Origin of the sequence: Cohnella herbarum, assembly GCF_012849095.1 — a bacterium.
GTDB classification, from domain to species: domain Bacteria; phylum Bacillota; class Bacilli; order Paenibacillales; family Paenibacillaceae; genus Cohnella; species Cohnella herbarum.
In genome coordinates this window covers 4,971,762-4,998,610 of record NZ_CP051680.1, presented here as the reverse complement: position 1 = coordinate 4,998,610, position 26,849 = coordinate 4,971,762, and the positions used below count along the sequence as shown (strand labels likewise).

Below are 26,849 nucleotides of genomic sequence, written 5' to 3'. Positions count from 1 at the left end.
GCAAAAATGGATTTAAGAAACCATTTGAGGGTAAAAAGGTGAACGGAATGGGGTGACGGGGGCCTATGTTCAATTTCATCAAAAGACTATTCAGATCGGCTTCATCGCTGTACGAGCACGTTGGACGCAGGCTAGTGAATAAGCTCATTCTGCTATTCACTTCGATCATCATTCTTGTCGTGGCATCGCTTACGATCATCTCGTATCAGATTCTGCAGAAGGAGTCCGTCGACAATAGCATCTCCAGCACGACGAATAATTTGCTTTTGGTCAACCGGAACCTCGAAAGTTATTTGGATGGAATCGAGCAATTATCGTTGCCGCAGATCCGTTACGACGAGCTGAACAACGCTCTGATTCATGAAGACAGGGACTACGCTTCCCGGATGTACTTGGAGGATTACTTGCGAGGGCTTTATTATTCCCGCAACGATTTGGAATCGATCTCCCTCTATCTGGTCGATCGGCAGAAGTATTATTCCATTACGAAGGAGAATTATAACATCACGGTACGCACGGGCACGAATCCCGTAATCGCGGACATGCCTTGGTACAAACAAGCGCTGATCAGCCCCTCCAACAGCGTATTTCAGTCGTTCGTCGGCTCCGCGTCCGCGACCGGTTACGCCATCGATACTAGCCAAAGCTTCATGGCGTATCACCGGGTATTGCGAACGATCTCGACCCGGGCGCCGCAAGCGGTTCTGTCGTTTTATTTCAATAAATCGACGATGAACGATATCTTGAAGGATGTGCCGTTTGCCGAAGGCCAACATCTCTTGTTCTTGGATCCGGAAGGCGAGGTTTTCTACGCGGATGATCTGGATTATTACGCGGAAATGAAAAAAGCCGGATTCATCGATCGGTTACCAATGAGCCCGCCGAGCCGAATCACTTGGGAGAAAGGGAGCGGGAAAGATCTTGTCGTCTACGATGTAGGCGAATCGAGAGGATGGCAACTGATCAAACCGATTCCGTACAAGCAAATTTACGAGGCCGCGACGACAACCCGGAATTTAAGCTTCTTAATCGGGTTCCTGTTTCTATTGTTATCCGTCATACTCGTGACCCTTACTTCCAATGCCATCACGAGACCTCTCAAGAAACTTTCCCATCAGATGAGCCGGTTCAGCTCCGGGGATTTCGATGCGGAAGCGAAGGTGAAGGGGCGAGACGAAATCGCTTATTTATCCCGTCATTTCAATCAAATGGTGAAGCGGACGAACGACTTGATCAACGAGCGGTACAAGATGAAGCTCGTCGAGAAGAATGCGATACTCAAGGCGTTGGAGGCCGAGATTAATCCCCATTTTCTATATAACGCTCTCCAAGCGATTTCGACCAAAGCTTTAAAGAGTGAACGTTACGATATCGCGGACATGGTCGATGCGCTGGCGATGACGCTCAGGTATAGCATTAGCGGCAAGGATATCGTATACGCGAAAGAAGAGTTGAAGCATATTAAACGCTATCTTGCGTTGCAGAAGGCGAGATTCGGCGATAGATTGCAGGTCGAGTACGATTGGGACGAAACGCTCATGGAAATCCAGTTGCCTAAGTTATCGATTCAGACGCTTGTCGAGAATTCGATCAAACATGCGCTGGAGAAGGTATCGAACCCGATCACGATTACGATTGCGGCTAGCGTAGAGCCTGATTACTCCATCATCACGGTACAGGACGACGGTCCGGGTTTCGCGAAGGGGAAACTCGAGCAGGTGATGGATTCGTTTCACAGCGATTGGGAAGACCGCAATCCGGATAACGAAAGCATCGGACTGGTCAATCTGAACACGCGCCTGAAGCTGCTTTACGGCGAGTCAGCCGGATTGCATATACGGACGGCGGCGTCGGGAACTCAAATGGATATGCGGATACCGCGGGGGAGTGGCCAAAATGGTTAACGTACTGATCATCGACGACGAAGAACCGTTGCGCGAAGCCATTCGCATATTAGGCGATTGGGAAGGTTTGGGCATCGGGCAAGTGCTCGAAGCAACGGATGGGCAGAAGGGCCTTGCGATGCTTGCGGAGCATGACATTGATCTGGCTATCGTGGACATGAAGATGCCGGTGCTTAACGGAATGGAATTGCTTCGGATTATCGAACGGGATTATCCGGACCTGCTGACGATCGTCATTAGCGGATACAACGATTTCGAATATACAAGGCAGGCGATTCGCTCCAAAGTCGTAGATTATTTACTTAAGCCGGTCAATCGGTCGGAATTGAATCAAGCGTTAGCTAAAGCGGTTAACGTGCTTGAAGCAAAGCGGAAGATGACGAGCGAGTCCATCAGCAAGAACATCACGCTGAATATGTCCTTGCCTAAGCTTAAGGAGAAGATCTACCTCTCTATCATTGAACGGAGCCATAACAGTCCTTTAAGCGATGCGATGCTCCCCTTGATCGGGGCGGACAAAACGGCTAATCGGTTTATCGCCGTCGTCATTCGCGTCATGAATTTGGAAGAGGTCGGCAACAGCCGGTTTCAGCGGGACGTGGATTTATTGCATTTCGCTATTGCGAACGTCATTAACGAATTCGCCGAAGATCAGTACCGATGCTTTAGTTTCGCCAATCCAAAACGGGAACGGGAGATCATCACCATTCTTACGATGAATGGAGGATACCGGGAGGATATGGTATATCGCGCGATTCATCAGATGAAGAAGGTTGCGTCCACATTGGACGAGATCTTCGGTACGCTCGTATGCGTAGGAATCGGCGAGATCTGCGACGACGTAAAGAAGCTCTCGGCTTCTTACGATTCCGCGAGATCTTTCATCGACGGAATCGATCTGTTCAAGATGAATAAGACGACCGTCGTTCATGGCGCTCCCGAGGCCTCCCTTCCTCCGGACAATCACTCGCTTGTCGGGAGGGTTCCTCTCATCCGGGGGGCGCTGGAGAACGGAAGCCTATCCCATGCGAAAGGGATACTTCTTGATTATGCCGGGAAGTGGAGAGACGAAGAGATGTTCGGCATCGGGGAAGCGGATCGGGCTTTGCAGGAATTCCTCGTTCTGATGAACGACTTAGCCATGGATTTCAAGGTTCCCCCAGAACGGTTGCCCATCAACGGACGGAATACGTTGCGCGATCTCGGCATCGGAACGGATTTCGCCACGTTCGACCAATACGAGGCTATGCTTATGCGTTTGCTTGAATATTACGGGAATGAAATCCGAGGCGCCTTGACTTCTAACAAACAGTTTGACGTAGCGGATATCAAGACGTACATCGACAACCATTACTTCGAGGATATTAAAATTTCGCTTTTCGCGGAAAAATATTATCTGAGCCGGGAATACTTGATGAAGCTCTTCAAGCAGCAATTCGGAGTCGGCATTCACGAGTACGTGCAGAAGGTCAGAATGGACAAGGCCAAGCAACTGCTGGACGATCCGTCCTTGAAAATCCAAGATATTTCCGCAATGCTCGGCTACAAGGATAAGAATTATTTTAGCAAGGCATTCCGTAATTATTATTCGGTATCGCCGACGGAGTATCGGGATGGACAAACGAATAGTTAAAAAGCGAACTTGGCGATCCGACCGCTTTTTTACCCTTAACTCTTCACTTATCTGCATTCTTATCCTCGGGCTTTTTCTTTAGAATAAGCATCGTAGTCGAATATTCAAACACGAAACGGGGGCAATACGATGTTAAAAAGATTTGGAGCTCTGTCCGTCAGTTTAGCGCTGATGGCGGGAATACTTTCTGCTTGCGGAGGTAACAACAACGCGGCGAACGAAGGCGGCGCAACCGCAACGGGGACTGCCGGCGGCGATTCGTCCAAGCCGGTCACGATCAACATGTTCACAGCCTCTCCCGAATACACGGAAGCCTTTAATGCCTATATCGCGGAATATAAGAAAGTTAAACCTAACGTAACGATCAACCTGGAAATCATGCAAGCCGATTACAACACGGTGTTGAAATCGAGAATCGCGGCCGGCACGACGCCGGACGTGTTCCAGACGACGGCGGGCGGAGATATCGACACCTTCGCGGAATACAGCGCGGATCTGACGAACGAGCCTCTAGCGGCGGCTATGACCGATGCGGTCCGTTCGAATATGAGCTCTACCGACGGCAAGGTGCTTGGTCTTCCTGTCAAGGGTAACTTGTTCGTACTCATGTACAACAAGAAATTGCTAACCGATGCGGGTATCGCGAATCCGCCTAAGACGACTGCCGAGCTAGCCGACGCGATCGCGAAGCTGGAAGCCAAAGGCATCACGCCATTCGCGAACGCTTATAAAGAGTGGTGGGTATGGAAACATATCGCGCAACACTTTGTAGACGCGGCTGCTCAAGATGCGAACATCGCGCCGAAAGAGCTTGTCGATCAGTTCATTGCGGGCAAAACAACGTTCAAAGACCATCCGGTTCTTTACACTAACTTCTTCGATTTTATCGACCTAACGGTTAAGCACGGAACGGATAAACCGCTTGAGCGCGATAGCAATGCCGAAGTAAGCGATTTTGCTTCCGGTAAAGCGGCATTCATGACGGGTAAAGGCGCATGGGACGAAGAAGCGATCAAGAAGATCAACCCTGATTTCGAACTGGGCATCATGGGTTACCCGGTCAGCGACAAAGCCGAGCAATCCCAGATCATCACGGGCGCCGACCAAGCTCTTCGGATCAACAAAGATTCCAAAGTAGCGAAAGAAACGGTCGAATTTTTCAACTGGTTGTACACTTCGGACTACGGCAAAGCGTGGTTCTCTAACGTAGCGAAGGTAATTCCTCCGATCAAGGATGCTCCGATGCCGGATCTGGATATGCCTAAGCAAATGGAAGAAATCCTCAAAACGGAGAAATCCGGAGATCTGTCGGTTAACTACTCGCTCGATACTTTCCATCAGAAATTCGGCGAATTGATGCAAGCCTATATTGGCGGCAGCAAAACGAAGGATCAAGCGGTCGACGAAATCCAGAAAGCGTGGATCCAATTCGGTTCAGCGCAATAAGCGGCACGATCCGGCCTCCAATACCACTTAGCCGTGGGGTTGGAGGCTTTTATTATTAAACCGTGATGAAGAAGATGGGAGTGGGCGATATGAGCAAAGCTTTGGGGATTACGGAAAACGGGCTGCATTTGGATTTCGAGATTACGGAAGCGGGAGACGTCAGATTGTTGCATTTCGGAGCGAATCCGAAGGAACCGGGAATCGTCGAAGAGGCGCAGAAAGTCGGCTTTCGATTAATGGAGCTCCAACTAACCGGGGAAGATCGTGCGGAGTATCATGGCCGGACGCATCGGGCGACCTATCCGGGATTGCGCATGACTTATGCAGGGCATTCCGATACGCGTAACGAGATCGGCAGGAAGCTCGAAATGAGACTTTCGGATCCGGTAACGGGTTTGCTGGCGGTACAGCATTTTCAGTTTTACGATGGCGCCCAGGCTTTACGCAGTTGGACGGTCCTTAAGAACGAAGGCGCGGACACGGTCGGAATAGAGTATGTTTCTTCGTTTGCGCTTACCGGCTTGGACAAGGAAGGAGCCGCGGATCGCGACGAGAAAATGAAAATCTCCCTTGCGCATAACGGTTGGCAAAGCGAACTGCAATGGAGAACGTACACGCTTCCCGAGCTGGGACTGTCGCATGTTATCGACCGCGGGTCGAAGCGGGTGTCGTGCAGCAATACGGGCTCATGGTCCGCGTCGGAGCATATTCCGATGGCGGTGCTGGAGAACAAGGAAGCGGGAACGAGCTTATTCTGGCAGATCGAGCATAACGGCTCTTGGCATTGGGAAATCATCGATCAAGTCGATCTCTTGACTTTGTTGATCAGCGGTCCTACCGAGCATGATAATCATTGGTGGAAAAGGCTTCAGCCGGGCGAGGAGTTCGTCTCCGTGCCGGTGGCGGTCGGCGCCGTAAACGGCGGTTTCGAGCAAGCGATCGCGGAATTAACGACTTATAGACGCCGAATTCGCCGGGAGAACGACGATAACCGCGAGCTTCGGGTTATTTTCAACGACTACATGAACTGTTTGTGGGGATCGCCAACGACGGCTAAGCTGCTGCCGTTGATCGATGCCGCGGCAGAGGTAGGCTGCGAATATTTCTGTATCGACGCAGGATGGTACGCTCCGGGTGAATGGTGGGACGGAGTCGGGGAATGGCTCCCATCGTCGGAACGATTCCCGGAAGGCATTAAGTACGTGCTCGACTATATTCGCGGCAAAGGCATGATTCCGGGGTTGTGGCTGGAGCTTGAAGTCATGGGCATTAACAGTCCGAAGTTGGCGGATGCGGATGACGATTGGTTCTTCATGCGGCACGGCGTTCGGGTGAAAGATCGCAGTCGCTATCAGCTCGATTACCGCAATCCGGCCGTTATCGCCCACTCGACGGAAGTCATTCGCAGGTTGGTCGAGGATTACGGAGTCGGCTATATTAAGATGGATTACAACATCAATGCCGGCATCGGAACCGAAGCTGCGGCCGATAGCGTCGGAGACGGATTGCTTCAGCATAACCGGGCTTATCTGGCTTGGCTGGACGGCATCTTCGAGCGGTATCCCGAGCTGGTCATCGAGAATTGCTCGAGCGGCGGCATGAGAATGGACTACGCCATGTTAAGTCGACACAGCATACAGTCTACGAGCGATCAAGAAAACTACGCCAACTACGCGGCCATCGCGGCCAGCTCCCCGGCTGCATTGACGCCGGAGCAATCGGCGATATGGTCTTACCCGTTGCGCGAGGGAGATGACGAGGAAGTCATCTTCAACATGGTGAACGCGTTGCTGCTTCGCGTGCATCAGAGCGGCCACTTGGCGGAATTAAGTCCGCGTCGGAGAGATTTGGTCAAGGAAGCGCTCGATTACTACAAGACGATCCGGCAGGATATCCGCGAGGCTCTTCCTTTCTGGCCGCTGGGACTGCCAACGCAGCAGGACGATTGGGTTAGCTTCGGTCTCCGCCATCAGGATCGCGTTTACTTGGCGGTATGGAGAGTCGGCGGAGACGCGGCGGAGATTCAGTTGCCGCTCGGGCAGGTTGTCGGGTTGAGGGCGACGGCGGGTATCCGTTGTGCTTACCCGCAAGGCGTGGACACCGACTGGAGTTGGAACGACGAGCGCGGGGAACTGACGGTTCGTCTGCCGTCGGCTAAGACCGCGAGATTGTTCGAGCTTCGGGTGAAGTAACTAAGTGTAAAACATACAACTAGTTTAGGAAGCTTTACTCTCTCTAAGCAACTAAGTGTAAAACATACAACTAGTTCAAGCGAATATTTCGATTGGACGCAAATTCAATCTATCTAAGTGTATGTTTTACATTTAGAAGGTGGGAATGAGGAATTCAAGTCAATCTAATTGTACATTTTACACTTAGATTTTCAGTATCAGTGTGGAATGTAACACGGGTTAAACCAGTGACCGCGCGCTAATTTAAGAACAGTCGCTTCGGCGTGAACCGTATTCAGTTTCTAAGATGTGAGGAAGTTGGTGCTTTCGCATCCCCAGTTACACCTGAAGCCACCAAACGCCGGCGCACTCGGGCAACGTTACGAGCTGTTGCCGGATAACTTCATCCGCCAATTCGTCTCCGAAGAAGAAGCGGGCTAACCGCTCGGCCTGAGACAGATCGTCGAACGAATAATCCATGCGTATCCAACGGTGAGAGAAGCCGTACGTATTCACCAATCGGGCATAGTAAGGCTGCAGGAAGTCCGGAGCGGAAGGGGTCTCGTGGCCCGTGCCTAACGTTTCGAGAATAACAACCGTTCCGCCCGGCCTTAGTACGCGTTTGATTTCTCCGATGATTCCCTCTAGATTGTGCTCCCACTCCGGCACGTTCGAGTTCGTTAAGTAACAGATGCTCCAGCCGGAGACGATAAGATCGGCGCTCCGATCGGGAAGCGGAAGCTTGCGATTGTCGGCCGCTTGCGTCGTCCAGTTGGTTAGTCCTCTCTCTTGCAGGCGTTCGGCTGTAATCTTCAACATAGCCTCCGCGGCGTCTAGAGCGACGATGGACTTGGCTCCCGGGGCGAGAACGGTCGTTAATCTGCCCGTGCCCGCACCCATGTCTACGATATCGAGTCCGCCGTCCAACGGTCGGATTTCCTCGATGATTCCGCGCAACTCAGGCTGCCTTGCGATTAATTCATGGTATTGCGATGCTTCCTGATCATAGATCTTCTCGTGGTTAGGCATCTGTTCAATCCTCCTTAAATGCGTAAAGAATATGAAGTAGTTCATTCATCCGATGTACTTCCGTTCGGTACCCGTTAGCCGCGAACCAATCCACGAGCACGTGGACTTCGGGATAGTCGGATTCGGTCCGACGTTGGCTAGCTTCCGTTTCCGCCGCTTCCATAAGATCGGCGATGCAGATTCTTCCGCGGGGTTTAATCACTCTGCGCATTTCTTCCAATGCGAGCAACTGCTGCTCGGGTCCGAGATGATGAAAAGCAAAGCTGGATACGACGAAATCGAATTGTTCCTCTAAATAGGGAAGGGCTAGGAAGTTACCGATTCTGGTTTCCAACGAAGGGTGTTTCTTCTGGCAAAGACGGAGCATCTCTTTGGACTGATCGACGCCCGACATGACAGCTCCCCGCTCGATGAATTTCGCCGCCAAATTGCCGGTTCCCGTACCGATATCCAATCCTTCTTCCCCGGCTGCCGGATGTATCTTCCGTAAGATGAATTCCAGCGTTTGCTCATAATCCGCGTAGTACCCGGAATTCACGGAAACCCGTTCGTCGTGGGTCGGCGCCAACCGGTTGTAATCCCACTTATCTATCCAGTTGCCGCGTTGCTCTCTCCGTTGCTTGGAAGCTTCCGCCAATCGAAAAATATGGCCGAGAGGCAGGGAGCGATCGGTCTTAAGCAGTCCGATCATTCGCTCGGTCGTCTCGATCGCTTGCTTGATCCGCAGCCACTCCGAAACCATGGCCGACCGTTGCAGCTCGAGATAGTATTGAAGCTCCTCCGTGTCGTTCTCGTCCCATTTTTCCAAAGCCGTCTTAATATCCGTCAACGACATCCCGGCTTCCCGCAGGGACACTATCGTCTGCAATCTCCATACGTCTTGCTCCGTGAAGGTCCTGTAACGGTTGTCCGGTTGCTTGGAGGGAGACAGCAGACCTTTCTTCTCGTACAGACGGACCGCTCTCGGAGTGAGGTTCAGCTTAACCGCCACTTCCTTGATCTTCATATCGATCACCCCTATATTCTCATTGTAAACGTTGACCTTGCGTCAATGTAAAGGGGGCTAGGGTACGATTTGATTTTATCTCCATAGCAGCAAGACAAGTCATGCATATCTGTCATTTAATTAATGACCAAAGTGGTGACGGCGCTCACTTGGAGCGAGTTTAACGGAAAAATATACTGGAAGGGTCGGAAAATAATAGATCGAAATGGGAGGAACGGAGTCGAAATGAGGGATCTTGTCAAAGTCGCGCTCGTAACAGGGGCAAATAAAGGAATAGGTTTCGAGATTTGCCGGCAACTGGGAGAGAGAGGCATAACCGTTCTGGTCGGGGCAAGGGACGAGGGAAGGGGCAAGGAAGCGGCGGGAAAACTCGTTGCGCAAGGCGTGGATGCTCATTTCGTCAAGATAGACGTCACCGATCAGCGCTCCATTGATCAAGCTTACTCTATGATTACGTACGCCTTCGGAAAATTGGACATCCTGGTCAATAACGCGGGGATTTTTCTGCCTGAAGATCCTCCGAGCGGCTTGGATATCGAGACGATGAAACAGGTTTACGAGACGAACGTATTCGGCGTATTCCGGGTCACGAAGGCGATGCTCCCGTTGCTTCGCAATTCCACGGGCGGACGGATCGTGAACATGTCCAGCTCGCTGGGCTCGTTAAGCTTGAACAGCGATCCGAATTTCGAGCTCGCCTCATTCCTGATGCTCGGTTACAATTCCTCGAAAACCGCGGTCAACGCGCTTACCGTATTTTTCGCGAATGAACTAAGGGATACGGGGATTAAAGTGAGCTCCGCGGATCCCGGTTATTGCGCGACGAGCTTGACCAATTTCGCCGGATCGAGAACGCCCATCGAAGGCGCGTATACGGCGGTTAAGCTAGCTACCCTGCCGGATGACGTGCGTTCGGGGGGTTCTACAACGATAACGGAAAACTGGATTGGTAGAGGAATAGAGGAACCGAACCGTTCACCGATCACGTTCGCCGGATGATAATCGTGAATAAGCAATACGATCCTTGCGTTCCATCCTAGAGGAATGTAATCTGATTACTAAGAGATTCAGAATGGATAATTCGTTATCCATATCCGAATCTCCTCCGACATAACCGTTCACCCGCCATCCCGAAGGACGGCGATAGCCGTTTATGCTTGGATCAGGCATCTATGCGGAAATGCGAGGTTTATAGGGTGATCGGATTATATGAAACTATCTCTCTCGTAATCGTGATTACGGTTCTTACCGCCGCGCTCTCCATCGTCTGGATGAGCTGGAGGAACGGGATTACCCCGATGCCTTCGTCTCTGCGGGTCAGGCGAGCCGTAGCCGAGGAAGTGAACGGAATCGGCGACGGCGGTCTGCTCGTGGAAGCGGGATCGGGGTGGGGGACGCTGGGCGTCTATCTTGCCAAACATTGCGAAGGATGGCGCGTACGGGGCGTGGAGAACTCGCCGTTGCCGCTCGCGTTCTCCCGAATCGCGGCGTGGCTGACGTTCGGAGTTCGACCGGTTGCGGGCACCGCAGGTGACGCTGTTCCTCTCGTAACCTTCCTCAGGGATGATATTTATCGCATCTCCTATCGGGAAGCCCAAGCGGTCGTCTTCTACCTGTACCCTGGAGCGATGAGACGGCTTGGCCCGCTGCTGGCGGAGCAATTGGCGCCCGGAGCGAGCATCGTTAGCGTCTGCTTCGCCCTTCCGGGTTGGAAGCCGGAGAAGACGATTATTTGCAAGGATATCTACCGGACCCGCATTTACGTGTATAAGAAGCCGCTAGAGGAAACGCGACTCTCATCGTAACGAACATAAAAGGCCGAACTTCCATCCTTTCGCGGGATAGACGTTCGGCCTTTGGAAACCTTTTATGCTTATACTATTTAATAACGGATTGAGAGTATTGCCCCGATGCGATCAATTCGTCGACCGTAACCAACTCGTAACCCTTAGCTTTCAAGTCTTTGATAATAGACGGCAGAAGCTTCACGGTATGCTCGATGGCGTGCTTGCGGCCACCGAAGGAATGCATAAGCACGATCCCGCCTTTGCCGGCATTGGTCATTACGTTCCGGTGCATCTCATCGACGGGGGTACCCGCCCAATCCCGCGTATCTACGGTCCAGTACACATGTTTCATGTCGTAGCCGTGAATCGAATTCAACACCGTTTTCGATATGGCTCCGTACGGAGCCCGAAGAAGATGAGGAGTATTGCCGGTAGCTTCGATAATGGCTTGCTGGGTTCTGTCGATCTCTTTATTGCGTGCTTTCTCGGACAACTTAGTTAAGTCGCTATGCGACCAAGAGTGGTTGCCGATGGAATGGCCTTCCTCGACGATTCGTTTCGCGACCTCCGGGTATTTGCCTACCTGAGTGCCCACAACGAAGAAAGTGGCTTTCACGTCGTTTTCCGCTAGAATATCCAAAATTTGCGTCGTGTACTTGCTGTCCGGGCCGTCATCGAAAGTCAAAGCGATAAGTTTTCGGTGCTCGTTATTCTCCTTGTCCGTCGGGGAGGGCGTAGGCGGCAGTACATGATCCGTCGGTGGCTGAGCTTCCGCGTTCGTTGGAGGAGCAGTTTCCGTCGAGCTCGTCTCGCCTGGCGCTGCTTCCGGAGAAGCCGCCTCGGCTTGCAGCAGCGAGCAGCCGCTTAAACAAGCCGCAAGCATGATGAATACCAGCATACCTAGCAAAGTATGCCTTCTTTTTGTTAGTTTTCCCCGCATTGCCCGTTCCTCCACTATTGCTCTTTCCATTCAGAAACGAGAGGCGTTCGGGGATGATCCGCGCAGGAGAGATCCCCATCCCCGCCTGCGCTGACCGATATCGCTATCTGTTCTTTTTGGTTATCTTATTAGACGTAACAGAACAGAAAAAGTTAGAGGAAAATATCGGATTTTTAAATGTTTTGTCAAAAAATCGATAGGTTGTCCCTTTTCAGAAAAAAGAGCGGAAAAACCTTCTTTTTTTGGCCGGAGTTGGGGTTTCTTTAACGATCGGCAGACGAAATTCACCGTGTTGAACGGGCGGCTTAGTCCCTTTGCCGTTCAGCGTTTCAATGGTAGCAGCGAGCTGGGCAACCATTTGACGCAACTCGTCGAGCTCCGCCCGATGCTGAAGAACTTGCGCGGAGACGACTTCGTCGGCCTTCTGCCCTACGGAGCGTTCGATTTCGCGGATGCGGGAGAGAAGCTCGCTATTGTCCTTCGGCATAGGATCCGTCTCCGCTTTCTCAGGGGAAGAGAGAGGGAGACTAACGGGCAACGCGATTTGATCCAAGGTTCCGCCTTGCTCGATCTGTTCTTTGATATATAGAAGCATGTTAATTTGGTGGCCGGTGAAGATATAGTGACCTAACCGATCCTTGTGGAAGCTGGCAGGGTATTGGGAGGCCCATCTTTTGACTGTCGTTTGGCTGACGTCCAGCAGTATAGCCGCGTCCTTCGTTTTCATCGTATTCAGGTTAACCACTCCATTTCGCAGGCATTGTTTTACCTAAATTCGAGACTCGTTGCCTGCTCCCTGCACCTGCGACAAAGGTAGTGCGCGTTCGTCAAACAAAGTGGTATTTCGCGACGATCGCTATTTCGAAACGGCTATATCGTAGTCTCGGAACGAAATCGGGAGGGGCTAATCCCGTAGAAGGCGGAAAATTGTTTGGAAAAATAATGGATCGAGTCGTAACCGAGCTGATCCGCGATAGAGGTGATCGACTGCCTGCTCTCTTGCAGCAGAACGATCGCCTTTTTCATTTTCATCTTGAGCAAATACTCCTTCGGCGTCATTCCGGTTTCCTTCTTGAACAGCTTATAGAAATGCGATTTCTCCAAATTGCATTTTTCGCACCATTGCTCGTAACTCGTCTGTCGTTCGGGATGCCGTTCCATTTCCTCCGTGATTCTCAAAATACGATAATCGCTGGGGTTCGGGCTTGTGAAGCTGTTATACCAACGTAATAAGAAAGCCTGCATTAAGCTGCCGGTAATTTGTTGGGCATAATGCGCGGATTCGAACGATTTGGAGACTTGCATGAACAGTTCTACGAGATAGGGGTAGGGAGTGAGCGAGCATTTGGTAGGTAACGAATCCAACTCCGGGCATCCCTCGATTCGGGTCATGAGCGACGGCTCGGGGGGCGCGGGGTGAAAAGCGAAACGCGGGTTCAACGCGGTCGGTTTCTCCCAGAAGTCGCAATAAGCGTTGTAAGATTCCATCGCAAATCCAGGTTGATGATGGAAGGAGTGGACTTGTCCCGGCCGAATGAACAGGAGCGCGCCTTTCTCTACGGCGTAGGTCGTACCCTCGACGAGGACATGCCCTCTGCCCTCGGTGAAAAGATGAAAAGCATAAGCGTATCCGACGCGCGTGCCTTCGGCAGCCTCTCCGATATAGGACCACGGAAGCGCTAAGCGGACAAACGGAGCGATTTCTGCCAGTGTCTTCAATTTATCGGACTCCCCATCTCATCTTGCGATAATTTAGCGGAAATTCGTACAAATGATTGGAATGTCGTTCAAATCCAATAGCTAACCCTAATGATACAATGAATCCAGTTAGAAGATAAACTTTATGGAGGTTATCGATATGGATAATAGGCAACGTTCCGGAGGAAATCTTAACAAAGACCAACTGGAGCATTATCATACGAACGGCTACGTCGTGCTGACGGATTTATTGTCGGATGAAGATATGCAGGCGCCGAAGCAAGCGATGATGGAGAAAGTATCTTGGATCGCCGACGAGCTTTACGGGGATGGAATGATTACCGATAAATTGGAGAACCTACCGTTCGAATATCGCTTATCGGAGTTATTCAAGGGAATGACGGACAAAGAGTTTCTGAAATACGGCAGAAGCTGGCGCGACCGGATTCCCGGCTATTATCGACTGATGAGCAATCCGAAGATTCTCGACGCGGTCGAGTCGCTCATAGGCGGAGAGATTTTCAGCAATCCTGTCTATAACGTTCGTCCCAAAGTACCCGGAGTCGCGGCGGGAGCCGTTCCGTGGCATCAGGACAAGTCGTACTGGCCGGACGCCAATTCGAATCCGGTCATCACCGTGTGGATTTCGTTCGTGGACGCTACGCTTGAGAACGGCTGTTTGCATCTGAAGCCGGGTACGCATCGGAAAAAGCTGTTGAAGTGGCACGAGGAGTCGACGACGGGAACGGGCTATACGGCCTTAAAGGATGAGCAGATCGGCAAAGCGCCCACGGTAGCTCTTCCCGTCAAGGCGGGAACCGCCATCTTGTTTAATGACCGCTTGCTTCATATGTCCACGCCGAATCAATCGGACGGCATCCGTTGGAGCGTAGACCTGAGATACCAGCCGACCGACCAAGATCCGATGGCGAATCATGGCGCGGGATTCTTGGCCCGCAGCTATGAATATCCGGACAGGGTTGCGACATTGGAAGATTGGTTGCACAATAGGAATGAGCATTCCCCGGAGTAAAGCCGGACTAACAAGCTGACGTTCGGCGGCGGGGTTATGAAATACGCAAAAAAAGAAGGTGAGCCGTCACCTTCTTTTTGCGTATCCGACATCTTAGAAGAGGAAGGCGGAGAATTGCCCTTGTCCATCGGAAAGAAGCTTACGGATTATTACTACTCCTTGTCCATTAATAAGAAAATAACGCTGTCGTTCATGCTGGCGTTATCCGTTCTGATCATTCTGCTCGCGGTGATCGCGTTCCGAATCTCTTCGGGCATCTTGATCGGCAAAGCGATCGAAAATACGGCGCAAAATCTGAAGCTGGTATCGGAGAAGCTGGAAATCATTTTCGATAACGCCGAAAACTACTCCAAAATCGCGATCACGAACAATACGATCCAAGACGTGATCGGCGCGCCCCAGTCGACGAACGAGCTTGAAAATTACAATAAATATTACGCGACGCAGGAATCGTTGCGGAATATCGTGGACTCCAAAACCTTCGTCGATTCCTTGATCTTATATGATCTACATGACAACATTTACGATTCGGGAAATTTGGGTAACATTCGCAATGTCAGCGACATCTATTTCAAGAAGTTCGCGAACAGCATGTACGGAGTAGAATGGCAGAATACCCACGAGAGCAATTATTTGAAAGGAAACGACAGCCGTAACGTCATTTCCTTGTTTCAGAAGTTTAATTCCTCCAAAACGGGGGTCCCCCTCGGTCTCCTCCAGTTATCCATCGACGAAAGATATATCGCCAACCAGTTTTCCAATATCGACATCGGGACGAGCGGGAATATTTTCATCGTGAACAAGAACGGAATCGTGGCCTCCGATACCCGCAAGGACAAGCTCTATACCTCGATCAGCAATTACGATTATTTCCCGTGGGCGCTCGACAACGAAGGCGGGAAAGTGTTCCGTATGGACGGACAAGATTATTTGGTCGTCTCCCGAAGTTACCCGAGATTCGATTGGGTCATCATCGGAACCGTTCCGATCTACGAAATAACGAAAGACAACCAAGTTCTGACCGAGAAATTCATCGGAATCGGCGCTTTGTTCGTGCTGGCCGCGGTGATCCTTACCATCCTGATCTCCAAATCGATTACGAGACCGCTGAACGTCATCAAGGAAACGGTGCGCGACGTGCAGGAAGGCAATCTCGACGTTAAGCTGAACATCAAGTCGAGGGACGAGATCGGCGCCTTGGCTAAGGAATTCAACAAAATGGTCGGCAACACGAAGCTGTTGATGAATAATATCATCGAGGAGCAGCGGCAGAAGAGAGAATACGAGCTTGCCGTCATGCAATCGCAGATCAACCCGCACTTCTTATACAACACGCTGGAGAGCATATGCGGCCTTGCCGACTTGAAACGGAACGCGGACGTCGTTAAAATCGTTAATCAACTGGCCCAGTTCTATCGCGGGGTACTTAGCAAGGGCAGCGCGATCATTACGGTGGAGGACGAGATCGTCATCACGCAAACGTATTTGGAAATTCTGAAAATCCGTTACGGAGATCAAATGACGTACGCGATGGACATCGATCCGGTCGTATTTCATTACAATACGATCAAGCTATTGCTTCAACCGATCGTGGAAAATTCCATCTATCACGGCCTGAAGAATAAACGGGGCAAAGGCCATATCGACATTGCGGGCAGGATCGTGGAAGATCGTTTGATCCTCTCCGTCAGCGATAACGGGGTCGGTATTCCGAAGGAAAAGCTAGAAACCATCTTTAACCCGCAAGATACGAATCAGGATAAAAACAAAAATACGGGCGGGTTCGGGTTAAAGGTAACGGACGAGCGGATCAAGCTGTATTTCGGCCAGGAATACGGACTCGAAATCCGCAGCGTATACGGGGAAGGCATGACGGTTACGATTGCGTTGCCGACGATCGACAAGGGAGGAAACGCGGAATGATTAAGGTGCTTATCGTCGACGACGAATATTTGGTCAGGGAACGATTGAAAATATGCGTGGATTGGGGCGAGCTCGGGTATGAAATCGCAGGGGAAGCGGCCAACGGGGAAGACGCGCTGATGATCCTCGAGCATATCCCGGCGCAACTGGCGATCGTCGACATCAACATGCCGATCATCGACGGCTTGGCATTCGCGCAAGCGGCGCAGATCAGCCATCCGGACTTGAAGATCGTTATTCTCACGGGCTATAGCAGCTTTGAATACGCGAAAACCGCTATTCAAGCAGGCGTATCCGATTATTTGCTTAAGCCGATCAATATGGAAGAGCTGTTGCAAGTGCTGCTTCGTCTAAGAAACCGCATCGAATCGGATACGATGCAGAAGCATCAGAACGCTCACATGAAGATGAGCATGGTGGAGAGCGACAGCATTCTGAAGCGGAACTTTCTTCAGGCTTGCATGGAGGGCGAAGTCGCCGAGCGCGATCGGGACAAATTTCGCGCGTACTGCCCGAATCTGACCGGAGATTCGCTGTTCGTCGTCGTCTTCAGCATCGACAGAATAGGCGCGGAGCGCAATCCCTTATGGAAAAGGTTCGCGGCGGCGAATATAAGCAACGAGATATTCGCGGAGAACCGCTTCATGCATTTCGAATCGACTTACGACGAGGAAGACCGAGTCGTTCTGATCGTCGGAATGCCGGAGGGCTATTCCGCGGATGAAAGACTTGATATCTTGTCGAAAGCAAGCGCGGAAGCCGTTCAGGCGATAAGAAAGTTCCTGAAGTTTACGGTGACGGCGGGCATCGGGCCGGGCGTCGAGGATATCGCGGGCATTGCCGTATCGTACAAAGAAGCGGTAAGGGCGATTAGGCACAAAACGATCTATGGGCGCGACAGAGTCATTCTGTGGAATGAACTCCCGAATAAGAAAATATCCGACGACCTGTCCCATATTCGGGATAATATGATCATCCAATTAAGATTGGGCGACGCCGCGGCGATTCAAGAGCAATTGCATAAAGGGTTCGAAACGTTGACGGCCAATCGGCAACCCGTGGAAATGCTATACTCGATGATCTACGAGTTGATGGCGACATTAAATATATTCGCCGCCGAGAACAAGGTTTACGCCGACGCCGACAATAACGATCCGTTTAATCCGATGCGGCTTGCGGACGAATTGGAAACGATAGATGAAATCGAGAAATGGGTGCGGGGCGAATATGCGAACGTTCTCGCCCGGGCCAGCAGCGTAAAGCAATCGACGCCCGCCAAGATAGTCGGCAAAGCCAAGCAATACATCGACGACAATTACGCCGACTCGGAGATGGATTTGGCGGATATCGCCGGAAGCGTCTTCGTCAATCCCAGCTATCTTAGCCGGATATTCAAGAACGAGCTGGGGTATTCCGTCGTCGAATATTTAACCCGGCGCAGAATGGTGAAAGCTAAGGAATTAATCGAGCAAGGCTTCAAAAACCTTTACTTTATCGCGGAATCGGTGGGGTACAAGGATACTCACTATTTCAGCAAATGCTTCAAGAAGCATTTCAGCGTTTCCCCGTCTAAATTTATCGCGCCCGATTAACGGATGTTAAAAATATTCCCCTTGCGGTAAAGATATTACATTTCCGGCGAGCGTCACCCTCCCTATAATTACGTTATGTCAGGCCGACACACACACGTCTTCATCGACTGTATACGCATACAACAAAGGGGAGGCAATTCAACATGAACAAGAAAATGATTTCATTCGCGCTCGTATCCGTTCTAGCCATGTCGACGGTACTGGCCGCATGCGGCAACTCGAACGACAATTCCAACTCGTCGGAGCCTGCGGCAAGCGGAGGCGCCAAAGACGAGAAAGTAACCATACGTATTATGACCCGTTCGGCGGGGACGAGCCCTACCGTTACCGCCTATCAAAATTTGCTTAAGAAGTTCATGGCGGATAACCCGAACATTACCGTCGTCGACGAATCGTTGAACGACGAAGCGGCTTTCAATAATAAGTTCAAAACGGGCTTGGCTACCGGGAACTTACCGGAAATCTGGATGAACTACGGCGGCGAGACGTTTAAGGAATACGCGAAGAACGTCGCGTTGGACCTGCAACCGTACTTGGACGCGGATAAAAAATGGGCAGGGGATTTCTTGCCGTTGCTCGACACGTGGAAATACAAAGACATCCCGGGAACGTTCGGCGTTCCGACCGAATTTTACAGCGTAGCCATTTACTATAACAAAGAACTGTTCGAGAAAGCGGGCGCGGAAGTGCCTAAATCGGTAGAAGATTTCCCGGCGCTCGTCGAGAAGTTCAAAGCCGTGGGCGCAGTGCCGATGGCCATGGGAGAGAAAGAAAACTTCCGCGGAGGCCATTTGATCACGAATCTGTCTCTTAAGAAATACGGATTCCAAAAAACGCAGGATCTGAACAGCGGCGCGGCTAAGTGGAACGATGCCGATACGGTTTCCTTGCTGCAAACGATGAAGGAATGGCAAGATGCCGGCGTATTCGGCAAAAACATCGTAACGATGGACGGCAATACGGCAACGACGATGTTCCTGGAAGGCAAAAGCGCGATGATCTTCGAAGGCGTATGGGCTCTATCCCAAATGGCCGCTTCCCCGATCAAAGACAAAATCGGCGTTATCGCTTTCCCCGGTTACAAAGACAAACCGGAATTAAAAGACAACTGGTTCGGCGGAGCGGGCGGATATTCGGTATCCAAAGCGGCTACGGGCGCCAAGCAAGAAGCGACGATCAAATTGCTTAAATATTTGACTTCGGTAGAAGCGTTCCAAGCGTATATGAAAGAAACCGGCGGCGGAGTCTATCCGGTGAAGATGGACGTAGATCCGGCTTCGATAGATCCGATCACGGTTCAATATATGGCTGCTCTCGACACGGCTAAAGACTTCAAAGGCGAAATTACGGAATACAGCCCGATCACGCAGCTGTTGGACAAAACACGCAATGAAATCCAAGGGATGTTCGCAGGCAACAGCCCGCAAAAAACCGGGGACGCGATCCAGAATTTCGTGGACTCCAATACGAAATAATCGAATGTTATAAACCCATCATACCGCCTGTCTCTCGGGCGGTATGATCTATTAAGGGTCGGATTCGGGTTCTCATGGAGGGATTCAAGTGGTGAAGAGAAGACCTTATATGATTGCGGCAGCCTTCTTGCTGCCCGCATTCGTGTTATACACGCTCGTGTACGTCGTTCCGATGTTCCAAACCGCCTACATGTCTTTCTTCAGCTGGAACGGGATCAAGAGCGTTCCGCTGGAATTCGTGGGTTGGGCCAATTACGATGAGATGTTCCAGAAGCCGGAGTTTTATCGCTCCTTGAAAAATATCGGCGTGTTCATCGTGTCTTCGTTCGTTCTGATTTTACCGATCGCGTTTACTTTTGCGCTTATCATTACGAGTAAGTTAAAGGGCACGCGGTTTTTCAAAGTCGCTTTCTTCATGCCGTCCATTCTTCCGCTTACCGCGGTAGGGTTAATGTGGCAGTTTCTGCTCAAGGGCGACGGAGGGCTCGTGAACACCGTCATGTCGGTGCTCGGCATGAGCGCGTGGACGAGGGATTGGCTCGGGGAGCCGGCCATTGCCATCTACGTAGTCGTTATCGTTAACGCATGGATCTATTGCGGTTTGAACATGATTATTTTCGCTAGCGGACTGGTCGCCATTCCCGAGGATCTGTACGAGGCGGCGGCGTTGGACGGAGCGACCGGCTTCAAGAAATTGCGGTACATTACGGTGCCGTTGATGCAGGAAACGATCAAAATCTTCTCGATCTTGGCGGTTACGCAATCGCTAAGGGTGTTCGGGCAAATCTTCGTCATGACGAACGGCGGTCCGAACGGCGCAACGGACGTTCCGACGACTTTGCTGTATTACGAATCTTTCAAATACAACAATTTCGGCGTAGGGAACAGTATTGGAACGTTCATTATCGTTGCGGCATTGATATCGACCGTCATCTTGAATCAGTTGATGAGTACCCGTAACGCAAGATAATCCAGATCGGCAGGTGAGAAATATGACAGGCCTTAGAAAGCTTAGCGTCTATAGCTTTTCGGCGATTTGTTCCGTGATCTTGATCTATCCGCTCGTGTTCTCCCTGCTGTCTTCCTTCAAGGACAATTCGGGGATCTACAGCAGTAAAATATTCGAATTGCCCAAAGTATGGCTTTGGAGCAACTTCAAGATGGCGTTTACGGATGCCCACATCCATTACGCCGTTCTTAACTCGTTCCTATATGCGATTGCCGGCACGGCCGTTACGCTTTTCTTGGGGACGATGGCATCGTATGTATTATCGAGATTCAATATGAAAATAACTGGCTTCGTATATATTTATTTTATCCTCGGCCTGATGATCCCGGTGTTCTCCTTGGTTATCCCGATCTCGAGAATGATCGGAAGCATCGACGGCTTTAACAACTATTTCGTCATGATGGTGCTGTACGGCGTATTCGAGCTGCCGATGACGATCTTCCTGATTACCGGATACATGAAGGGCATTCATAAGGAAATCGACGAATCCGCGGTCATGGACGGATGCGGTCCGTTCCGGTTCCTGTTTCAAATCTTGGCCCCGCTGGCGATGCCCGCGATTTCCACGGCCGGCATTTTGGCTTTCTTCAGCATCTATAACGACCTTCTGTGGAACGTCATATTAATTACGGAACGCGATATGTACAATATCTCGATGGCGTTGATGTCGTTCGTCGGGGAACGGGGATCGGCTCAGATGGGACCTACGTTCGCCAGCATCACGCTTACGATCATTCCGACCGTTATCGTTTATTTAATGTTCCAAGAGAAAGTCGAGGGCGGCCTAAGCTCGGGCGCCGTGAAAGCATAAAGGTTGTAGAACCGAGGGGAGAGAACGCGCATGCGATTCAGACAAATCCATCTGGACTTTCACACGTCCGAGATGATTCCGGATATCGGCAAGCAATTTTCCAAAGAGCAATTTCAAGAAATGCTCCGGTTGGGGCATGTCGATTCGATTACGATATTCGCGAAATGCCATCATGGTTGGGCGTACTTTCCTTCGGAAACGAACGAGATGCATCCCCATTTGAGCTTCGATTTGCTTGGAGCCCAGCTTGAAGCGGCCCACGAGATCGGAGTTAAAGCGCCGATTTACGTGTCCGCGGGATTCGACGAGAAGCTGGCGCGTCGCCATCCGGAGTGGCTGATGCGGGACGAGAACGACCAAACGAACTGGGTGAAGGGTTTCATGACGGCCGGATGGCATCAGTTCTGTCTGAATTCCCCTTACCTGGATTTGCTTGTCAGCCAAGTGGAAGAAGTCGTTCGCAAGTATGACGGAGACGGGGTCTTCTTAGACATCGTAGGCGTTCGTACCTGTTATTGCCATAATTGCGTCGCCGATCTGAGGGCGGAAGGCAAAGATCCACGCAATAAAAGCGACATCGTCGCATTGGGCGAGAAGGTTTACGCCAACTATACGCGCCGGATCAAGGAAGCCGTCCATGCGATTAAGCCGGGAATGGGAATTTTCCATAACGCGGGCCACATTTCCCAAGGACGAAGGGATCTGGCCGCGATGAATTCCCATCTGGAGTTGGAGTCTTTGCCGACTGGCGGATGGGGGTACGACCACTTCCCGCTGTCCGCCCGTTATGCTCAATTGCTCGGCATGGATTTTCTGGGGATGACAGGGAAATTCCATACGTTCTGGGGAGAGTTCGGCGGATACAAACATCCGAACGCTTTGCGTTACGAGACGGCTCTTAGCCTCGCGAACGGCGCGCGTTGCTCTATCGGGGATCAACTGCACCCGGGCGGCTTGATGGATCGGGGTACTTACGAGCTGATCGGCGCGGCCTATTCGGAAGTCGAGCGGAAGGAAGCTTGGATCGCGAATACGGCGAATATCGCCGACGTCGCCTTGCTGACGTCGGAGGCGGCCGGAGTGGGCATCAGCAACGACAGTTCCATGTTTACGGGACGCGCCGACGCGGGTGCCGTTCGGATGCTGCTGGAAGGTAAATTTTTGTTCGACGTGGTGGATTTGGACGTTGATTTCAAGGCATATAAAGTATTGATCCTCCCGGATCAAATCGTCGTCGACGGCAAGCTGAAGATCAAGCTGGACGATTTCTTCAAGCATGGGGGAAAAGTACTCGCGACGGGAAAATCCGGATTGGACCCGGCAGGCAAAGAATTCGTCATCGACCTTGGCGTCGAATGGATCATGGAAAACCCGTACCAGCCGGATTACTTCCGTCCGGGATTTCCGCTCGCAAGCTTGGGCGACGCGGCGTTCATCATGTACGCCAAAGGCCAGAAAGTGGAGCTGAGCGGCGGGACGGAGCTCGGACGCCGCGAGGATCCTTACTTCAACCGCGACGTGTTTACTTTCTGCTCGCATCAGCATACGCCGAATAGCACGAAGGACGGCGGACCGGGCATGGTCGAGAGCGACAAGGGAATCTACATGGCGTGGAACGTGTTCGAGGACTACGCCGTGAAAGGGAGCTTGGCGCACAAGGAGTCGGTGCTCTATGCGCTGAATCGGCTTCTGCCGAACAAGACGCTTACGACGAATTTGCCCGCGCAGGGAATCGTCACGTTGCAAGATCAGCAGTCGGAAGGCCGAATCGTCAACCATCTGCTCTATGCTTCGCCGGTTAAGCGGGGCGAGGACGTCGAGATTATCGAGGACATCCTGCCCGTGTACGACGTATCGGTATCGTTGCTGCTTAAAGGGCGGAAAGCGAAGCATGTCTACTTGGCTCCGCAGATGAGTCCGATCGCGTTCGAGCAATCCGGAGATCGGATCGAGTACGTCGTTCCTAGGCTGGAATGCCATCAGATGGTCGTCATCGATGTCGCGACGGCAGAGTAAGGAAGAGGTATGGGGCGATTCCGGTCAAGATGAACGGGCTGGATGAACGTTATATTACGAATCGGCAGTGCCTTAGGGCAGTGCCGATTTTTGATTATTCGAGGCGCGCCGCGCAGTTACTTTTACACAACGTCAACAGCCCGATAACAGGGTAATGAAATTTTAGAGTACAATAGAGATGTTACTACTTACGTAGCACTAAACTGAAACTGACCGCGAAGAACGGAAACGAGTGATTGGTGCAAAGGGAGGGATTGTTTCAGAAGTGTGGAAATAAACCCGCGAATGCTGGCAAACTGCTGTCCGCCGATAGCTGTCCGAAAGCAACCCGAGATCTTTTGTTTCACCTTGGACATGCGAATGTCTCGTTCAGCCAGATTGTTATCAAATGGGATTTGGTCATCGTAAAGAAAGCGGAGTACCGACGCCTTGTGGCGCGTAAGTCGGTCTCCAAGGTTCGCTGCAATACTTTTGCATTTCCGCCCTCGTGGCCCCGTTTTCTCGGGAACCTTATCTGTTGACCATTCGTTTGCTCCAAGCACCAGAATGTCGTCGTACTGACGGTCAATCTCAGCGAGGAGTGCATCTGACATTCGCGTGCCGGAGGCTCTAGCCGCTTTGGCCATTTTCCAACTTCGGCGAAGCAATTCTTTCATTTGGGCTGCCCATTGATGTCGATTGTGATCTACGATGCCCTGGCAGTCACGCAGGAGATGCGCATTACAGAGCGCATGGGAGAACGTTACGTCTGATTTGAAATACGAGGAAAAGCAGTCATGCACGACGATCCCCTTATAGGCAGGCAGCACATCCATTTCGGTGAACGCCGGCCCGCATCGTTTTTCGTTCATATGCAGTAACGTCCATTCGGCGCTCGAGTGCGTATGAAGATGTTGTTGTTTCCCGTTCAAACGCATGGGCGTTTCATCGCAGCAAATGAAGGGTTCTTTGCGCAGTTGCGCTTTGATTACCGGTTCATGCTCCGCTACACGGGATGCCATCGTATTCAGTTGCTCAAGCAAAGTGCGTTCGCTCGGGCGATACCTGGTCAAATCGAAAAAGAACTGAGCAATGCGCTTCAAGGGGAGCAACTGATAGACGCTCAGATACGTCGTCCAAGCAGCAAAGCTTTCCCCGTATTGAACAGGTGCTTTAACTGCGCTGGGAAACTCGGCTCTTTGCAGGGTGCGACAACAAGGACAGCGCTTCTCTTCGGCGCGATGCTCGGTGGTGATGAGCGGAGCTAGGGGTAGGTCAAGCACCTGCCTTTTGATCCAATCCTGCGCAGGTAGTTCAGCCATGGAATGATTGCAGTTTTTGCAGGTGGTAAGGGGATGGACGACAACTTCGTCCGGCTCCAGATGAAAACGAAGGGTATGCCCTTCATGCCCTTTAGGAGCGCCTTTCTTGCCTCCGGGCTCGCGTAAGTTGTTCTTTTTGCGCAGTCCATCACTCGAGGGTGGTTTGCTGCTGTTGTTGCTATTTTGACCGATCTGGCGTTCTAGCTCCTGTACGCGATTTTCGAGCTTCTTGATTTGCCGGGTTTGCGTTTCCACGATCTCGGTTAACTTTTCGTTTTGGGCTAGGAGCGCGGAAATAAAGCCAGCAATCTCGGTATCTCCTTTGCTAACGTGTAGTACCTGTTTCGATGTTAGCTTCACTGTACGCGCTCCTTCCACAAAATCTGATAAGAGAATACTTCTACATCGCCCACTGAAAATCCTTTAAAACAGAAAAAAATCTCCCCAGTTTCAGGGAGACGTAAGTAGTAACAATAGAGATATACTATAAAGATAAGTTACTCATAAAGATATCTAAAAAAAGGAGTCTCTTCCCTATGGCAACCGATCAAATCTCGCAGTTCGAGAAGAAAGTCATTATACGAAATATCGAGCGATCGGACTTCGACCAGATCATCGCGCTGCAAAACATTTGTTTTCCGAATATGGGCCCGTGGAAGAAAGACCAGTTGGAGAGCCACGTTCGCACGTTCCCCGATGGTCAAATCTGCGTCGAGCTGGATGGAGAGATTATTGGCTCTTGTTCCAGTCTGATCGTAAACTTCGACGATTACTTGGAGCAGCATACGTATTCGGAAATTACGGACAAGGGATATATTCGCAATCATAATCCGCGAGGCGGCAATTTGTACGGAATGGAAGTTATGGTGCATCCGGAATTCCGCCGCATGAAAATCGGCAGACGGCTCTACGAAGCCCGGAAACGGCTCGCGGAGCAACTGAATCTGAAGAGTATCATCGTCGGGGGACGAATACCGGGCTATCACCATTACAGCGACAAGATGACGCCAAGGGAATACGCGGAGGAGGTGCTGCAGCAAAATATCTACGATCCTGTGCTCACTTTTCAGATGATGAACGGCTTTACGCTGAAACGAATCCTCAACAACTATTTGTCCGACGATGCGGATTCCGAGAATTACGCGGCCCTGCTAGAGTGGAATAACATCGAATACAAACCGAGCATCAACAAGACGCATTACAAAATGTCTTTTCCCGTGCGCATCTGCGTGATCCAATATATGATGAAGAAGATCGACTCTTTCGACGAGTTCGCCACGCAGTGCGAGCATTACGTCGACGTCGCCTCGGATTACAAATCGGATTTCGCCGTTTTCCCGGAAAATTTCACGATGCAGCTGCTCTCTTTCCTGGACGAGCGATCGCCGAGTTTGGCCGTGAGGAAGCTCAGTACGTTTACGAGCCAATACATGGAGCTGTTCTCCGAACTCGCGGTAAAATACAACGTCAATATCGTCGGCGGTTCGCATTTTATCGAGAACAATAACCGCATCTACAACGTGGCGCATCTGTTCCGCCGGGACGGCACGATCGAGCAGCAGTATAAGCTCCATATTTCCCCTAACGAGCGCAAGTGGTGGGGCATTAACGGCGGTTCGGAGCTAGGCGTGTTCGATACCGATTGCGGCAAAATCTCGATACAGCTCAGCGGCGATATCGAGTATCCGGAGTTGTCCCGGATCGTGGCCGAAGAAGGGGCGAAGATCATTTTCGTGCCTTACTGCACGGAGGACCGCCAGACTTTCCTGAGAGTCAAATATTGCGCTCAAGCCCGGGCGATCGAGAACCAAGTGTATATCGTTACCTCGGGGACGGTCGGTAATTTGACCCATGTCGATAACGTAGACGTGCAGTACGCCCAATCCGGCATTTACACGCCGGCCGATTTCTCATTTCCGCGCGACGGAATCGCCGGGGAATGCAGCGAAAACACGGAAACGGTCATCATGGCGGAGGTAGACATGGAGACGCTGGAGCGTTATCGCAAATCAAAGGATGCCTTATCGTTCCAGGATCGCCGGACGGATATTTACTCTTTGCAAATTCGTACATAA

At 51.3% G+C, this 26,849-nt stretch carries 20 protein-coding genes; 14 read left to right on the top strand and 6 right to left on the bottom strand.

Translation table 11 applies throughout. The annotated features are described in order from the left end of the window. Nucleotides 1-65: 65 nt before the first annotated feature. The 4 genes from HH215_RS21410 to HH215_RS21395 all read left to right on the top strand — a co-directional run bounded on the left by HH215_RS21410 (nt 66) and on the right by HH215_RS21395 (nt 7,175). Nucleotides 66-1,904, top strand: a complete 1,839-nt coding sequence (locus HH215_RS21410) for a sensor histidine kinase (protein WP_169281745.1) — start codon at nt 66-68, stop codon at nt 1,902-1,904. Further along, nucleotides 1,897-3,537 carry a response regulator transcription factor gene (locus tag HH215_RS21405; RefSeq protein WP_169281744.1) on the top strand — a complete coding sequence of 547 codons (1,641 nt, stop codon included), beginning with the start codon at nt 1,897-1,899 and terminating at the stop codon, nt 3,535-3,537. Before HH215_RS21410 ends, HH215_RS21405 begins: the two co-directional genes overlap by 8 nt. A gap of 129 nt (nt 3,538-3,666) precedes the next feature. Next, nucleotides 3,667-4,983: an ABC transporter substrate-binding protein gene (locus HH215_RS21400; RefSeq protein ID WP_169281743.1), complete on the top strand. Its 1,317-nt coding sequence runs from the start codon at nt 3,667-3,669 to the stop codon at nt 4,981-4,983. 89 nt (nt 4,984-5,072) lie between these two features. Beyond that, nucleotides 5,073-7,175, top strand: a complete 2,103-nt coding sequence (locus HH215_RS21395) for a glycoside hydrolase family 36 protein (RefSeq protein ID WP_169281742.1) — start codon at nt 5,073-5,075, stop codon at nt 7,173-7,175. A gap of 318 nt (nt 7,176-7,493) precedes the next feature. Here the strand turns inward: HH215_RS21395 and HH215_RS21390 are convergent, their stop codons facing one another. Both HH215_RS21390 and HH215_RS21385 read right to left on the bottom strand, forming a co-directional pair. Then, the gene (locus tag HH215_RS21390) at nt 7,494-8,183 is read right to left on the bottom strand and encodes a class I SAM-dependent methyltransferase (RefSeq protein WP_169281741.1); all 690 of its coding nucleotides are present in this window, start codon (nt 8,181-8,183) and stop codon (nt 7,494-7,496) included. A gap of 4 nt (nt 8,184-8,187) precedes the next feature. Continuing rightward, nucleotides 8,188-9,189 carry a MerR family transcriptional regulator gene (locus HH215_RS21385; protein ID WP_169281740.1) on the bottom strand — a complete coding sequence of 334 codons (1,002 nt, stop codon included), beginning with the start codon at nt 9,187-9,189 and terminating at the stop codon, nt 8,188-8,190. 225 nt (nt 9,190-9,414) lie between these two features. On the opposite strand from HH215_RS21385, the gene HH215_RS21380 reads away from it, so the two are divergent. Both HH215_RS21380 and HH215_RS21375 read left to right on the top strand, forming a co-directional pair. Continuing rightward, complete coding sequence (locus HH215_RS21380; RefSeq protein WP_169281739.1) at nt 9,415-10,188, top strand: SDR family oxidoreductase; 774 nt, start codon at nt 9,415-9,417, stop codon at nt 10,186-10,188. A 197-nt stretch (nt 10,189-10,385) separates the two neighbouring features. Continuing rightward, complete coding sequence (locus HH215_RS21375; protein ID WP_254450173.1) at nt 10,386-10,994, top strand: class I SAM-dependent methyltransferase; 609 nt, start codon at nt 10,386-10,388, stop codon at nt 10,992-10,994. Nucleotides 10,995-11,067: 73 nt separating this feature from the next. Here the strand turns inward: HH215_RS21375 and HH215_RS21370 are convergent, their stop codons facing one another. The 3 genes from HH215_RS21370 to HH215_RS21360 all read right to left on the bottom strand — a co-directional run bounded on the left by HH215_RS21370 (nt 11,068) and on the right by HH215_RS21360 (nt 13,635). Beyond that, nucleotides 11,068-11,916, bottom strand: coding sequence for a polysaccharide deacetylase family protein (locus HH215_RS21370; protein WP_254450172.1), 849 nt, complete (start codon nt 11,914-11,916; stop codon nt 11,068-11,070). 211 nt (nt 11,917-12,127) lie between these two features. Further along, complete coding sequence (locus HH215_RS21365) at nt 12,128-12,643, bottom strand: MerR family transcriptional regulator (protein ID WP_169281737.1); 516 nt, start codon at nt 12,641-12,643, stop codon at nt 12,128-12,130. A gap of 143 nt (nt 12,644-12,786) precedes the next feature. Continuing rightward, a complete protein-coding gene (locus HH215_RS21360) occupies nt 12,787-13,635 on the bottom strand; it encodes an AraC family transcriptional regulator (RefSeq protein WP_169281736.1) in 849 nt (282 codons plus the stop codon). 139 nt (nt 13,636-13,774) lie between these two features. On the opposite strand from HH215_RS21360, the gene HH215_RS21355 reads away from it, so the two are divergent. The 7 genes from HH215_RS21355 to HH215_RS21325 all read left to right on the top strand — a co-directional run bounded on the left by HH215_RS21355 (nt 13,775) and on the right by HH215_RS21325 (nt 23,473). Then, nucleotides 13,775-14,647, top strand: a complete 873-nt coding sequence (locus HH215_RS21355) for a phytanoyl-CoA dioxygenase family protein (protein WP_169281735.1) — start codon at nt 13,775-13,777, stop codon at nt 14,645-14,647. 36 nt (nt 14,648-14,683) lie between these two features. Then, nucleotides 14,684-16,570, top strand: coding sequence for a sensor histidine kinase (locus HH215_RS21350; protein ID WP_254450171.1), 1,887 nt, complete (start codon nt 14,684-14,686; stop codon nt 16,568-16,570). Continuing rightward, a complete protein-coding gene (locus HH215_RS21345) occupies nt 16,567-18,162 on the top strand; it encodes a response regulator (protein ID WP_169281734.1) in 1,596 nt (531 codons plus the stop codon). The genes HH215_RS21350 and HH215_RS21345 overlap by 4 nt, the downstream gene beginning before the upstream one ends. 143 nt (nt 18,163-18,305) lie before the next feature. Continuing rightward, nucleotides 18,306-19,637, top strand: a complete 1,332-nt coding sequence (locus HH215_RS21340) for an ABC transporter substrate-binding protein (RefSeq protein ID WP_169281733.1) — start codon at nt 18,306-18,308, stop codon at nt 19,635-19,637. A gap of 88 nt (nt 19,638-19,725) precedes the next feature. Next, nucleotides 19,726-20,607 (top strand): carbohydrate ABC transporter permease, encoded by an 882-nt coding sequence (locus HH215_RS21335; RefSeq protein ID WP_169281732.1) that lies wholly within the window; start codon nt 19,726-19,728, stop codon nt 20,605-20,607. Between the two features lie 22 nt (nt 20,608-20,629). Next, nucleotides 20,630-21,457 (top strand): carbohydrate ABC transporter permease, encoded by an 828-nt coding sequence (locus tag HH215_RS21330; protein ID WP_169281731.1) that lies wholly within the window; start codon nt 20,630-20,632, stop codon nt 21,455-21,457. Between the two features lie 30 nt (nt 21,458-21,487). Then, a complete protein-coding gene (locus HH215_RS21325; protein ID WP_169281730.1) occupies nt 21,488-23,473 on the top strand; it encodes an alpha-amylase family protein in 1,986 nt (661 codons plus the stop codon). A 188-nt stretch (nt 23,474-23,661) separates the two neighbouring features. On the opposite strand, the gene tnpC is transcribed toward HH215_RS21325, so the two are convergent. Beyond that, nucleotides 23,662-25,134 carry an IS66 family transposase gene (tnpC, locus tag HH215_RS21320; RefSeq protein ID WP_169281269.1) on the bottom strand — a complete coding sequence of 491 codons (1,473 nt, stop codon included), beginning with the start codon at nt 25,132-25,134 and terminating at the stop codon, nt 23,662-23,664. 176 nt (nt 25,135-25,310) lie between these two features. Here tnpC and HH215_RS21315 point away from each other — a divergent pair, with 176 nt between their 5' ends. Next, on the top strand, nt 25,311-26,849 hold the full coding sequence (locus HH215_RS21315) for a bifunctional GNAT family N-acetyltransferase/carbon-nitrogen hydrolase family protein (RefSeq protein WP_169281729.1): 1,539 nt from the start codon (nt 25,311-25,313) through the stop codon (nt 26,847-26,849).

Excerpts from the sequence above, each read along its gene's own strand:
- HH215_RS21410 (WP_169281745.1), top strand. The coding sequence starts at position 66 with ATGTTCAATTTCATCAAAAGACTATTCAGATCGGCTTCATCGCTGTAC.
- HH215_RS21405 (WP_169281744.1), top strand. The coding sequence starts at position 1,897 with ATGGTTAACGTACTGATCATCGACGACGAAGAACCGTTGCGCGAAGCC.
- HH215_RS21400 (WP_169281743.1), top strand. The coding sequence starts at position 3,667 with ATGTTAAAAAGATTTGGAGCTCTGTCCGTCAGTTTAGCGCTGATGGCG.
- HH215_RS21395 (WP_169281742.1), top strand. The coding sequence starts at position 5,073 with ATGAGCAAAGCTTTGGGGATTACGGAAAACGGGCTGCATTTGGATTTC.
- HH215_RS21390 (WP_169281741.1), bottom strand. The coding sequence starts at position 8,183 with ATGCCTAACCACGAGAAGATCTATGATCAGGAAGCATCGCAATACCAT.
- HH215_RS21385 (WP_169281740.1), bottom strand. The coding sequence starts at position 9,189 with ATGAAGATCAAGGAAGTGGCGGTTAAGCTGAACCTCACTCCGAGAGCG.
- HH215_RS21380 (WP_169281739.1), top strand. The coding sequence starts at position 9,415 with ATGAGGGATCTTGTCAAAGTCGCGCTCGTAACAGGGGCAAATAAAGGA.
- HH215_RS21370 (WP_254450172.1), bottom strand. The coding sequence starts at position 11,916 with ATGCGGGGAAAACTAACAAAAAGAAGGCATACTTTGCTAGGTATGCTG.
- HH215_RS21365 (WP_169281737.1), bottom strand. The coding sequence starts at position 12,643 with ATGAAAACGAAGGACGCGGCTATACTGCTGGACGTCAGCCAAACGACA.
- HH215_RS21355 (WP_169281735.1), top strand. The coding sequence starts at position 13,775 with ATGGATAATAGGCAACGTTCCGGAGGAAATCTTAACAAAGACCAACTG.
- HH215_RS21350 (WP_254450171.1), top strand. The coding sequence starts at position 14,684 with ATGAAATACGCAAAAAAAGAAGGTGAGCCGTCACCTTCTTTTTGCGTA.
- HH215_RS21345 (WP_169281734.1), top strand. The coding sequence starts at position 16,567 with ATGATTAAGGTGCTTATCGTCGACGACGAATATTTGGTCAGGGAACGA.
- HH215_RS21340 (WP_169281733.1), top strand. The coding sequence starts at position 18,306 with ATGAACAAGAAAATGATTTCATTCGCGCTCGTATCCGTTCTAGCCATG.
- HH215_RS21330 (WP_169281731.1), top strand. The coding sequence starts at position 20,630 with ATGACAGGCCTTAGAAAGCTTAGCGTCTATAGCTTTTCGGCGATTTGT.
- HH215_RS21325 (WP_169281730.1), top strand. The coding sequence starts at position 21,488 with ATGCGATTCAGACAAATCCATCTGGACTTTCACACGTCCGAGATGATT.
- HH215_RS21315 (WP_169281729.1), top strand. The coding sequence starts at position 25,311 with ATGGCAACCGATCAAATCTCGCAGTTCGAGAAGAAAGTCATTATACGA.